9 protein-coding genes are annotated in these 11,919 nt (G+C 62.0%); 5 read left to right on the top strand and 4 right to left on the bottom strand.

Annotation, left to right across the window (positions count from 1 at the left end):
• The first annotated feature begins 94 nt into the window (after positions 1-94).
• The 3 genes from M2281_RS21470 (at position 95) to M2281_RS21460 (ending at position 4,297) form a co-directional block, all read left to right on the top strand.
• Positions 95-844 (top strand): amino acid ABC transporter ATP-binding protein, encoded by a 750-nt coding sequence (locus M2281_RS21470; protein ID WP_425537696.1) that lies wholly within the window; start codon positions 95-97, stop codon positions 842-844.
• A 12-nt stretch (positions 845-856) separates the two neighbouring features.
• A complete protein-coding gene (locus M2281_RS21465; RefSeq protein WP_280823235.1) occupies positions 857-1,933 on the top strand; it encodes a tartrate dehydrogenase in 1,077 nt (358 codons plus the stop codon).
• Positions 1,934-2,128: 195 nt separating this feature from the next.
• The gene (locus M2281_RS21460) at positions 2,129-4,297 is read left to right on the top strand and encodes a hypothetical protein (RefSeq protein ID WP_342394276.1); all 2,169 of its coding nucleotides are present in this window, start codon (positions 2,129-2,131) and stop codon (positions 4,295-4,297) included.
• A 124-nt stretch (positions 4,298-4,421) separates the two neighbouring features.
• Here the strand turns inward: M2281_RS21460 and M2281_RS21455 are convergent, their stop codons facing one another.
• Entirely contained in the window at positions 4,422-5,135 is a 714-nt protein-coding gene (locus M2281_RS21455; RefSeq protein WP_280823233.1) for a L,D-transpeptidase, read from the bottom strand.
• Positions 5,136-5,151: 16 nt separating this feature from the next.
• On the bottom strand, positions 5,152-5,817 hold the full coding sequence (locus M2281_RS21450) for a DsbA family protein (protein WP_342394275.1): 666 nt from the start codon (positions 5,815-5,817) through the stop codon (positions 5,152-5,154).
• A 275-nt stretch (positions 5,818-6,092) separates the two neighbouring features.
• Between M2281_RS21450 and M2281_RS21445 the strand changes: the two genes are divergently transcribed.
• Positions 6,093-7,454, top strand: a complete 1,362-nt coding sequence (locus M2281_RS21445) for an ATP-binding protein (RefSeq protein ID WP_342394274.1) — start codon at positions 6,093-6,095, stop codon at positions 7,452-7,454.
• Between the two features lie 11 nt (positions 7,455-7,465).
• On the opposite strand, the gene M2281_RS21440 is transcribed toward M2281_RS21445, so the two are convergent.
• Complete coding sequence (locus tag M2281_RS21440; RefSeq protein ID WP_280823231.1) at positions 7,466-8,266, bottom strand: TlpA disulfide reductase family protein; 801 nt, start codon at positions 8,264-8,266, stop codon at positions 7,466-7,468.
• Positions 8,267-8,275: 9 nt separating this feature from the next.
• Positions 8,276-10,081, bottom strand: a complete 1,806-nt coding sequence (gene dsbD / locus M2281_RS21435) for a protein-disulfide reductase DsbD (RefSeq protein ID WP_280823230.1) — start codon at positions 10,079-10,081, stop codon at positions 8,276-8,278.
• 215 nt (positions 10,082-10,296) lie between these two features.
• Between dsbD and M2281_RS21430 the strand changes: the two genes are divergently transcribed.
• Positions 10,297-10,968, top strand: a complete 672-nt coding sequence (locus M2281_RS21430; protein ID WP_342394292.1) for an SOS response-associated peptidase — start codon at positions 10,297-10,299, stop codon at positions 10,966-10,968.
• Positions 10,969-11,919 lie beyond the last annotated feature (951 nt).

Genomic DNA, 11,919 nt, shown 5'->3' with positions numbered 1-11,919 from the left:
CAGGGCCGCAAGGCCAGCGAGAGTTTCCAAGGAGGTTGGAATGGCGGCGGAAAACACGGTTCGCGCGGATGACCTGGCGGTCGACGCAGGAAAGATGCACATCTCGGACACCGACGTGGCGGTCGACATCGTCGGCATGCACAAATGGTATGGCGAGTTCCATGTGCTGAAGGATATCAACCTCAGGGTGATGCGCGGCGAGCGCATCGTCATCTGCGGTCCGTCCGGCTCAGGCAAGTCGACCATGATCCGCTGCATCAACCGGCTGGAGGAGCACCAGAAGGGCAAGATCGTCGTCGACGGCAAGGAGCTCAGCAATGATCTCAAGAAGATCGACGAGGTGCGCCGCGAGGTCGGCATGGTGTTCCAGCACTTCAACCTGTTCCCGCATCTGACGATCCTGGAGAACTGCACGCTGGCGCCGATCTGGGTGCGCAAGATGCCCAAGAAGCAGGCCGAGGAGATCGCGATGCATTTCCTCAAGCGGGTCAAGATCCCCGAGCAGGCCAACAAATATCCCGGCCAGCTGTCGGGCGGCCAGCAGCAGCGCGTGGCGATCGCCCGCTCGCTGTGCATGAACCCGCGCATCATGCTGTTCGACGAGCCGACCTCCGCACTTGATCCGGAGATGATCAAGGAGGTGCTGGAGACCATGGTGGGGCTCGCCGAAGAGGGCATGACCATGCTGTGCGTCACCCACGAGATGGGCTTTGCCCGCAAGGTCGCCAACCGGGTGATCTTCATGGACCAGGGCCAGATCGTCGAGCAGAACACGCCGGCCGAGTTCTTCGACCATCCGCAGCACGAGCGGACCAAACTGTTCCTCAGCCAGATCCTGCACTAGGCGAGACGAAAAATGAGCAACAAAACCCAGAGAATAGCTGTCATCCCAGGCGACGGCATCGGTAAGGAAGTCGTGCCCGAGGGTCTGCGCGTGCTCGAGGCGGCGGCCTCGAAGTTCAAGATCGACATGCGCTTCGACAACTTCGATTTCGCCTCCTGCGACTACTATCTGAAGAACGGCGCGATGCTGCCGGAGGACTGGAAGGCGCAGATTGGTGGGCACGATGCGATCTTCTTCGGGGCGGTCGGCTGGCCGGATATGGTGCCGGACCATATCTCGCTCTGGGGCTCGCTTTTGCAGTTCCGCCGCGAGTTCGACCAGTATGTGAACCTGAGGCCGGTGCGGCTGATGCCAGGCGTGCCGGCGCCGTTGGCGGGCCGCAAGCCCGGCGATATCGACTTCTACATCGTGCGCGAGAACACCGAGGGTGAATACTCCTCCATCGGAGGCCGTATGTTCCCCGGCACTGAGCGCGAAGTGGTGATCCAGGAAACCGTGATGAGCCGCGTCGGCGTCGACCGCATCCTGCGTTATGCCTTCGAACTGGCCAAACGCCGGGACGCCAGGCACCTGACCTCGGCGACCAAGTCGAACGGCATCTCCATCACCATGCCCTATTGGGACGAGCGTGTGGAAGAAATGGCCAAGGACTACCCCGAAGTGCGCTGGGACAAGTACCACATCGACATCCTCGCCGCACAGTTCGTGCTCAACCCGAACCGCTTTGACGTAGTCGTTGCCTCAAATCTCTTCGGCGACATCCTTTCCGACCTCGGTCCGGCCTGCACGGGCACGATCGGCATCGCCCCTTCCGCAAACATCAATCCCGAGGGCAAATTCCCGTCGCTGTTCGAGCCAGTGCATGGCTCGGCCCCCGACATCTCCGGCAAGGGCATCGCCAATCCGGTCGGCCAGATCTGGACCGGCGCCATGATGCTTGAGCATCTCGGCCATCGCGAAGCCGCCGATGCTATCGTCAGAGCCATCGAGGAAGTTCTTGCGAACGAGGCGCTGCGCACGCGCGACCTGGGCGGCAAGGCCGATACCGTGACCTGCGGCAAGGCGATTGCCGACGCCGTGGCCGGCTGACAATCAAAGGGAGGGGTTGCTGTGCGATCGTGCCACCGATCGCCAGCGCCCCGACATCCATGACGAGTACTCGACGGTGGCCCAGTAACAACCAGTGATTTATTTAACTACAGCGATTGCACAGACAGAGCCGGCCTATTAGTCGCTCGCAATGACCGCATCCGGTCAATGCTTTGCAGCGAAAGGACGGAAATTTTGGATCAAGCAACGAAAGCGGCCGGTAAAGGTCGACGTGCAGCGCTTTGGGCTACGGCGGCAGTCATCGCGATCGCTGCGGCAGGCGTTACAATCAATAAGTTCAGTCTTGAGCGGAGCATCAGCCAACACATTGCCAACCACGGCGGAAGCGCTGGATCGGTCCAGGTTGATTTTCTGGGACGCATCCATCTGCGCGACGTGACCCTTCCAGTCAGGAACGGGTCGAGCGTCCAGATCGCAGCGATCGACGGGCGCCCAAAGATCCTGTTTCTGAACGGAAATCTCGACATAAGCGGCCTTAACGCCGAGATCGCTACGGGCAAGGTCTCGATACCGCGTGCGGCAATTGAAGAAGCCAACTTAGATCGGCAGAGCTTGGCCGAAATGTTTGGCCGTAGCGAACTTACTCTTGCGCAGCGCATCGAACGCTTCTCGGCAAAGCGCATCTCTGCGCCGGAGATCACCGTTTCCCAGACGATCGCCGGAAACAAGCAGAACATCGCCTACACGAATGTGGCGTTCGACGACATCGTTCAGGGGCGCGTCTCGCATTATTCCTCCGACCGGGCGGCGCTGGAACTTGAGGTAAACAGTCCCGAGCCAGACGGACAGTCCAAGAAGCAGAATGTCAGCGGTACAATCGGTGCGATTTCGGGCAAGGACATCGATGCCGCCTATGTCGCGCGGCTCTACACGGAGAAAGCCGGCGAAGCGGACAACCAGGCAAGAAGCGTCTATGGCCCATTCTCGATCAAGGACCTTGTCTGGACCATTGATGAAGGCACCTTCAAATATGATGAAATCCGCAGCGGCGGTTTCAGTATGCGCATGCCGGCCGAGCCGCTCCTGGAAACCCTCGAAAAGCTGAAGGCCTCTCCCGATCCGGACACCCTGACGCCCGCCGAGCGCGGTGCCCTGTTCGCCAGACTTATCTCGCTGGTCGAGATGATCGACAAGGGCGATCTCGAAATGATCGGCCTCAAGGTCAGCGGGCCGTCGAAGGACAAATCCCAGACGATCCATTTCGACGTCGACCGCATGGCGCTTCAGTTCGACAAGAGCAAGCTCGACGCCAGCATCAATGGCGTTTCGATGGGAGAGGGCGACGATTACGTCAAGCTCGGCGAGGCAAGCGTTTCCGGCTTTTCCTGGAGCCCGACCCTGGAGGGGCTGAAGAAATTCGTGGCCCTGAGTGAAGACCAGATGGCCGGATTCCCCTATGCGACCCTGCTGCCCGAATTCGGTACGATCCGCGTCGCCAATCTCGATGTCGATCTTCCGCACTCGGACACGGCCGCTGTCGATTCTTTGAACCCGCTAGGGTCGGAGCAGACCACCGAAGCCGACAGTTCCTCCGAATTGGAGGTCGAGAACGAGGCAACCGACCAATCCTACCAGGCTTCGCCGGATTCGCCCGGCATTGAGGAAAATGCCGAAAGCGAGGCAAGTTCATCAGATGAGGCGCAGGCCGCAGCGCCGGTTCAGGAGCGTATCAGGCTTTCTCTAAAAAACTACGAGATGGCGCTCAACAAGCTCTACAACGGCATTCCGACGGACATTCGCATCGTCTACGACGATCTCAGCTTGCCGGTGCCCGAAGAAACCAATGACGAAGCCTATAAGCAGCTGCGCAAGCTTGGGTATGACAAGCTGACCCTGTCTTCGAGAATAGAGGGGGCCTGGGATGAGCCGAGCCAGAATTTCGTCGTCAAGGATGTGTCGATCGGCGGCCCGGACATGGGGACGATATCGATTTCGGGCGTCATTGGAGGCGTCACGAAAGACTTCTTCTCCGGGGATGCCACGAGAACGCAGGTGGCGACGCTGGGGCTCAAGGCGCGCGAGGTCAATCTCAGGGTCGAGGAAAAGGGCCTGATTGCGAAGGGCCTTGCGCTCTATGCCGCAGAAAACGGCACGACAGTCGATGAGGTTCGCACCTCTGTGGCGCTGATCGCAGGAGCCGTATTGCAGGAGGCGGCTGCCAACCAGCCCAAGCTGCAGCAGGCGGTGACGGCGCTGTCGAGCTTCCTGGCAAAGCCGAACATTTTCACGATGTCGGTGAAGGCGAAATCGGAAGCGGGCATCGGAGTGTTCGAATTTGCGACGGCGTCGCAGGACCCGCTAAGCCTGCTTGAAAAGGTCGATATCGAAGCGAAGGCCGAATAAGATCCTCGGATCGTTCCAGGCGTGGCGCCAGCTTCGAAACGCTGGCGCCGGCCAAGATTGTCCGCCGCTGAGACACGCTTCTCTGTTTGGCGGATGTACGCCGGCCGGGAGGCCGGCGATGTAGCTACAGGACGACGACCTTCGCGCCTTTGCGAACCCGCTCGTAGAGATCGATGACGTCGTTGTTCAGCATGCGGATGCAGCCGGCGGAGACGGCCTTGCCGATGCTGTTCGGCTGGTTGGTGCCGTGGATGCGGTAATAAGTATCCTGGCCGTCCTTGAAGAGGTAGATGGCCCGGGCGCCGAGCGGGTTGCCGGGACCGCCCTCGACTCCGTTCTCATGCTGCTTGTAGCGCTCGGGCGCGCGAGCGATCATGCTGTCGGTCGGCCGCCAGCGCGGCCACTCCTGCTTGTAGGCGACATCGGCCGTGCCGCTGAAGCCGCGACCCGCAGCACCCACGCTGACGCCGTAGCGCAGCGCCTTGCCGTCGGCCTGGACCAGATAGAGGAAGCGGTTCTTCGGATCGACCACGATGGTGCCCGGGACATGCTCGGTGGGATAGTCGACGAGTTGGCGCTGGAATTTCTGCGGGATGCCGGCCAAGTCATCCACGGGCACCTGGAAGCGCTCGTTCTTGCGCGGCCCGTAGCGTGGCGGCGTCGCCGAAGCGGACTGCTCCTCGACCACCGCGGCTGCCGGCTCGGGTGCTGCGGCCGCCTGAGGCGACAGGAGCGCCACATTGGAAGCGTTCGTTGTGCAGGCGCCAAGCCCCATGCATGCCAGCAGCGCCAGAGCCGTGAACACACTTCGTGTCTGGCTGTCCGTTTCGTCGATCATTTGTATGCCCTTCGAGTTACTTATTGCCGCGCGCCCGCGCGTCGGAAATCACTTGTTTGAAGCCGGCTTCGTCCAGCGCCGAGGCGACGAGGAAGGGGCCGATGAGGAAGACGGGCGTGCCGGCAAGGCCGAGCGCGTCGGCCTGCGCGCCATGGCGACGCATCAGCTCGGTGATGTCACCTTCCTTGGCCTTCAGGTCGCGCTCCAGCCGCGCCATGTCCACGCCGGAGCTGGCGACCGCCTTGCGCATCCTGTCCTCGGACACCTTGCCGCCCGGAATGGACATCAGCGCGTGGTGAGCTTCCTGGTATTTGCCCTGGTAGTTGGCGGCCAGCGCCAACCGCGCGCCGTAGATCGAGGCTGTGCTGAGGATCGGCCAGTCCTTGTAGACGACGCGGACCTTGCCGTCGGCGCGCACGACTTTTTCGAGCGGCGCCATCGTCCGTTTGCAGTAGGGGCAATTGTAGTCGAAGAAATAGACGATGGTGACGTCGCCCTTGGCATTGCCAGCCTTGGGGTCCGCAGGATCGTTGAGGATCATCTCCGTCGAAAGGCCGTCGTCCTTGGCGTGCGCTTGCGAAACGAAGCCCGCCGCGACAAGCGAGGCCAACATGGCAAGTGCGGAGCGGCGGTGAATCCGCACGGCGCCATGGGCTTCGACAGGACCGGTTTTTGTAGGCACGGGCGTGATCCGGGGAGTGGTGGTGGACATAAGAGCGGCCTCGATTTCTGGAATCTGGGCCGACAAGGTTTGGCGCACCTTAAGGCAGGCTTAAGGGCGAAAGGAAAGCCGCATGTGCCAAAAGAAACAATGTGTTGCACAAGCCGCACAGATGCCGTTACGGACGCCTTCCGTCGGCTTTCTTAAGTTTGCCTTAAGGTGCCGGCATGAGGAGGGAACCGGTGCCATCGCGCCGACCGGAGGGCGCCGCGAGCGAAGGTGAGCCGATGCATTCCATGCGAACCAGACTGTTCGTGATTTTAATCCTCACCACGGGGCTGGTGTGGCTGTCCGCCGTCGTGTGGATATTCTTCAGCACTGGGTCGCAGCTGGAGCGCGTGCTGGATGCCAGGCTGATGGAAGCAGCCCGCATGGTCAATTCGATGGTGACGCGGCGGGCGCTGGGCAACGGTGAGGGCGCCACCGTGCCGACAATCCAGACCGAACCGCATCCAGCCTATAACCGCCAGCTTTCATGCCAGATCTGGTCGCTGGAAGGGTCACTGCTTAGCCAGTCGGCGGACGCGCCGAAGACGAGACTTTCGGAACGGCAGCAAGGTTTTTCCAACACGGTTATCAATGGCGAGACATGGCGCGTCTATACGGTCGACAACCCGGAAGCAGGGGTGCTGGTGATGGTCGGCGACCGCGTCTATTTCCGCGACCATCTTGTGAACAATGTCATCGCCGGTGTTCTGCTTCCCGCACTTCTCATCCTGCCGGTACTGGCGGGGTTGATCTGGCTGAGCGTCGGGCGCGGGCTGATACCGCTCAGCCGCATCGCAAAGGAACTGCCGATGCGGCAGGCTTCCGATCTGAGTCCCATCGAGGAAGCAGGCACGGCAAGCGAGTTGCGGCCGGTACTGAAGGCGATCAACGTGCTGTTTCAGCGTGTCTCGCAGGCGCGCGACCGCGAGCGCGATTTCACCGCTTTTGCCGCGCACGAACTCCGAACGCCGATGTCCGGCCTGAAAACCCAGGCGCAGATCGCGCTGGCCAGCAACGATCCCGCGACGCGGGAAAAGGCGCTTGCCCAGATCGTGGTCGGCGTTGACCGGACTGGACGCCTGGTGCGGCAATTGCTGGATATCGCGTCGCTCGATTCCGGCGTCGAGCCCGCAGCCGACGAGCAGTTCAATGCCGGCAGGCTGCTGGAGACCATCGTCGGCGAACTCACTCCGCATGCGGGCGAGGTGGCTGAAATTGCCGTCGATACCCAGCTCTTGGCGCTCGAATTGTGTATGTCGCCGGAATTGTTCAGCCTCGCCGCGCGCAACCTGATCGAGAATGCATTACACCATTCACCCCAGGGCGGGCGCGTATCCTGCCGGCTCGTCGAAAACGGTGTCGGGGTGACGATCTGGATCGAGGATGAAGGCCCCGGCATCCCCGACGAGGAACTGGCGCGGGTGACAGAGCGGTTCTTCCGGGGACGCTTCAGGTCGGCAGTCGGGAGCGGCCTTGGGCTAAGCATTGTCGAGATGGCGGTCGACCATGGTGGTGCGAGTCTCGAGATGCGCAACCGGCCGCAAGGCGGGTTCGCTGCTGGCATTGTCATCGCCCAGGACAAAGTGAGACGGCAGGCTGCGGCCGCCTGACGCGTGGCCGGTTACTCTTGTAGCTCTGCGATGCCGGCCAACAGGGCCTCGCGGGAAATCTCGCCCATATGGACCGAGCGAAGCCTGCCATCCGCCCCGACGAACAGCGTGGCCGGCAGACCGGGCGTCATGTAGTGGCGTGAGAAGCGGCCCAGCCCATCGAGCAGAACGGTGCCGAGGGCAAGGCTTTCGGTTTCGAGGTAGGACTTGACCGCCGCTTCATCCTCGCCCTGATTTACGAACAGGAAGGCGACCCGGTCATTGGCCGCAGAGACCTCGGCCACCATCGGCATTTCGCGCCGGCAGGGCGGACACCAGGATGCCCAGAGATTGATCACCATCGGCTTGCCGGTCAGCGATGCCGGCGCGACGGCGCTTCCGTCAAGGGCATTGTAGGTTCCGGAAGGCAGCGGTGTGGGCGGCACGCCCGCCGTAAGCTGAACGACGAACATTGCGGCGAAGGCAGAAGCTGCCACGGGCACCGAGGTCCAGATCAACAGGCGCGGCTGCCGGCGCAGGTAAATCAGCGTGATCGCCACAGCGGCGACGAGGCCGACGGAGATCAGGAAGCCGCCCTGCCACACCGCCAGCGTGCGCAGAGGTTCGGCAGTGAAACTGTCGAGATGCCTCAGGACATGGCCGAGCCTGGCGCCGATCAGGAAGGCCAGCCCAGCCCGCCACGACCAGCCGGAAAAACGAGCATCGACGTTGCGGGCCAGAAGTTCGGCGCCGGCAAGGAAGATGCCGATGGCAAGCACGGCCGCGAAACGGTCGGGAGCGAACATCAAAGGGCCGATGGAAAGGGCATTCATGATCCTCGCCTAGCGGTTTGCCTGTGCTGCGGAAGCGACGATGGAATCGATGCTCACCTCGCCTACAAGGCGGGTATGCTCGACCTCGGTTGCGTTGGGGGCAAAGAAGATCATTGTTGGCGGCCCGACCACGGCAAGTTCCTGCATGAGGCTCCGGTTCGCGTCGTCGAGCCGCGACAGGTTGACTTTGAAACGCCGGAAGCCGGAAAGGCTGTCGGCCACCTGCGGCGCGGGCAACACGTCGCGCTCGATGGCGGCGCAGGTCACGCACCAGTCGGCGGTGAAATAGACCAGCGCCGGCCTGCCCTCGGCAGAGGCGGCGGCAATTGCGCCGTGCAATTCGGCGGAGGACGAAACGCCGGCAAAGTCGAGCGCGGGGCTGCCGGCCGCGGGCGCCTGGAACAGGGTGAGTTGGGTCAGCGGACGCAACGGATCGCCGCCGCCGGAGGCCGCGCCGATACCGAGGATCAGCGCATAGAGAGCCAACGCCATGCCGGCTCCCTTGCGCAGCCTGCGCCCGGTGGTGGCGTCGCTGCCCAGGGTATCAAAGGCGCCGACGAACACGGAGGCGGTCATGGCCAATGCTGCCCAGAGCGCAAGCGTCGCCGGCGGCAGCAGCAGGCGCGCCGCCATCCACACCGCCATGCCGAGCAGGACGAAACCGAAGACGTATTTGACGTATTCCATCCAGCCGCCGGTTTTCGGCAGAGCACGGCTACCGAGCGCGCCGAACGCGATGAGCGGTATGCCCTGGCCGAACCCGAGAGCGAACAAGGCCGCTGCGCCCAGCCAGGCGTCGCCGGTCTGGGCGATGTAGAGCAAGGCAGCTGCCAGCGGAGCGGTTACGCACGGACCCACGATCAGCGCCGAGGTGAAGCCGATGGCGGCCGCGCCGGCCACCGTTCCGCGCCGTCCGCCCTGACCGCCGGCGATGCGGTTGACCCAGGAGGATGGAAGCTGGATTTCGAAGAGACTAAACATGGAGAGGGCGAGGATAAAGAAGATCACTGCCACAGCGCCGACTGCGTAAGGAGACTGCAGGGCGATCTGCAGGTTCTGGCCGGACCATGCGGCGGCAATGCCCAGCAACCCGAAGGCGGTGGCCATGGCCAGGACATAGGCGAGCGACAGGACAAATCCCCGGCGCGGGGTCAGCGTCTCGCCCGAGCTTGCCAGTGTGGCGCCGAGGATCGGAAACATGGGCAGAACGCAAGGCGTTAAGGCAAGCAAAAGCCCGAAGACCAGGAAGCTTGCCACCACCCAAAGCGATCCGCCATCGGCCAGCAGCGAGGCCACCATTCCGCCGGACGCCGCGTCCTGGGACAGGCGGAAACCGGATGCGTTCGCATCTTCACTGGCGGCCGTTTCCGGCGCCGCAGCGCCGAAACCGGCGGCAAACGGCTTGATCTCCATGGTCGCAATCTTCACCGAGCGCGTCTCGGGCGGATAGCAGATCGAGTCTTTCTTGCAACCCTGATAGGTCAGCAGGATTTCGGCGGGGGTGCCTTTCGGCAGATGCGCTGACGTTGACCGGTAATAGACTTCCGAGACGCCGAAGTTCGGATCGTCTTCCTTGGTTCCCTCGCCGGTCTCCAGATCCAGCGCCGACTTGCCGACTGCATCCTTCGCCTCGATGTGATCGCGATAGAGGTAGTAGCCATCGGCAATCGCCCACTCAAAGGTCACACCGCCATCGGGCGCACGAACGGCTGTCAGCTTGAATGCTTCGTCCGGTTGCAGCAGGCTGGGCTGCTGGGCAGTGGCCGAGACGATGCCTCCGAGGAGAATGAAAAACGCGGTAAGGAATCTGGTCATCTGTCGAGCCTGTTGGAAGAACGGCGCCGACCGTGGCCGGGCGCGGCCCTGCCGACCTCGTTTCCCAAGCTTAAGTCAGGCTTAACGATAAGTGATTGAGGAGCGTTACCGAGAGCAGTTAGACCCGCCCAGGCTAGATCTGGGCGGGCGACAAGCTGTGAAGAAGGATCGGAATATTCTGGAATCACTATCGCCGGGTCGATGGTAACGTAGCGATACGCCTTGGGTGGAATCTCGACACCAATCAGCGCGCAATTATTGAGGCGACACGCGCCCAGCGCGACCTGATCGGCAACCTGGAACCGTCGATCGATATCTTTCCGGACCGGCCGGGGCCAGTGGTTCGCAATGCCCCTGATGGCGAACGCGAGCTGGCCATGCTCACATGGGGTATGCCGTCGCCGACGTTCGTCACCAATGGCAAACCGGACACCGGCGTGCAGAACGTCCGCAAGGCGGGTTCGCCGCACTGGCGGCGCTGGCTGAAGCCGGAAAACCGCTGCCTCGTGCCGTGGACGACGTTCTGCGAGTGGGAGGACACCAAGCCGCGGAAGACAAAGCGGTGGTTTGCGCTCAACGAAGACGCGCCGTTGACCTTCTTTGCTGGGGTCTGGACCGTATGGGAGGGCGAGCGCGGTTCTGGAAAAAACCCGCGGCCCGGCGTGCACGAACTCTACGCCTTCCTGACAACCGAGCCGAACAACATCGTGACGCCAATTCATGACAAGGCAATGCCGGTCATCCTGACGACGGATGAGGAGCGCGATGTCTGGATGCGGGCGCCGTGGGATGAGGCCAAGGCGTTGCAACGGCCGCTGCCGGACGACACGCTGATCATCGTCGGCGACACAGCCAAACAACAACTCGTGCAGGCGGCGCTGTTCTAGGGCCCAACGGCGCCAACAACTCCTGATAGGAGTTCGTCGATTGGTTGGAAGGAACAACGTTGCTCGACATTGCGCAGGACTTCACGGTATGGCCCGAAGACCTTGCTCCGCTGGGGTTTGGCACATGTGATCGGGAGAGATTTCCGCAATGGTGGGCCCGGAATCAAACTCGGCTGGCACACCTCCATCCCCAAATCGCAGAGCAATGGGTGTACCGTCACTGGACGCATTCGCCTTACGCCTGGCTGTCACTAGACTCGCTTAGTTGGAGGCAAGAGCGGTGGGATACCAATCGCATCCTGTCTCAGGTTTTTATGCGAGACTACTCGCACCTAGACCCCCACCACGACTTCAAGGTGTTGAATAAGTTTGCCGCAAAGTCTCCTCCGGTATCCGTCATGAACCAGACGGGGACATGGGGCTACCCCATCCTTATCTTGGAGACCCCCCAGGGCATTCGAGCACATCGCGCGGCCCTGCCCGAGAAGCGCTTTCTCCTCATCGAAGGACATAGCAGATACCGCTACTTGAACGCGCTGGCAGCTAGGGGACAAACTGCGGCCAGCCATCAATTGTTCATCATGTCGGCCCCTCACGCGGGACACGGGGAGGAAGATCACTCAGGGACGTGAGAGCAAGTTGCGAAGTTGGAGGCGGAAAGCATCGCGCCGCCAAAGGGGAAAAAGCCGAAGACCTAATCGTCGAGATAAACTTGCAGGCGCGAATATAGACACGTATGTACACGCTATTCTGGGCTGGCAGTTTGCCGCCCTGGCCGGCGCGCATGGGGCACTTGTAGCGCCGGCCATCCTCCTCGCAGACCTGAAGCGAAAAGAAGATCGGATGATTGGGGCTGCCGTGGCGCTCCCGCTGCGGGGGTGACAGGATTTCAATCTGCGGGCAGGCTCCTCAAGCTTAATTGGTCAAGGAGCCCTGCCCATGGATCTATTC

Source organism: Pseudaminobacter soli (ex Li et al. 2025), assembly GCF_029892515.1.
Classification (GTDB): domain Bacteria; phylum Pseudomonadota; class Alphaproteobacteria; order Rhizobiales; family Rhizobiaceae; genus Pseudaminobacter; species Pseudaminobacter soli_A.
This window is presented reverse-complemented; position numbering and strand designations above follow the sequence as displayed.

Bases quoted from the DNA above. Each gene is read 5' to 3' on its own strand.
- M2281_RS21470 (WP_425537696.1), top strand. From the start codon at position 95: ATGCACATCTCGGACACCGACGTGGCGGTCGACATCGTCGGCATGCAC.
- M2281_RS21445 (WP_342394274.1), top strand. From the start codon at position 6,093: ATGCGAACCAGACTGTTCGTGATTTTAATCCTCACCACGGGGCTGGTG.
- M2281_RS21440 (WP_280823231.1), bottom strand. From the start codon at position 8,266: ATGAATGCCCTTTCCATCGGCCCTTTGATGTTCGCTCCCGACCGTTTC.
- M2281_RS21465 (WP_280823235.1), top strand. From the start codon at position 857: ATGAGCAACAAAACCCAGAGAATAGCTGTCATCCCAGGCGACGGCATC.
- dsbD (WP_280823230.1), bottom strand. From the start codon at position 10,081: ATGACCAGATTCCTTACCGCGTTTTTCATTCTCCTCGGAGGCATCGTC.
- M2281_RS21455 (WP_280823233.1), bottom strand. From the start codon at position 5,135: ATGATCGACGAAACGGACAGCCAGACACGAAGTGTGTTCACGGCTCTG.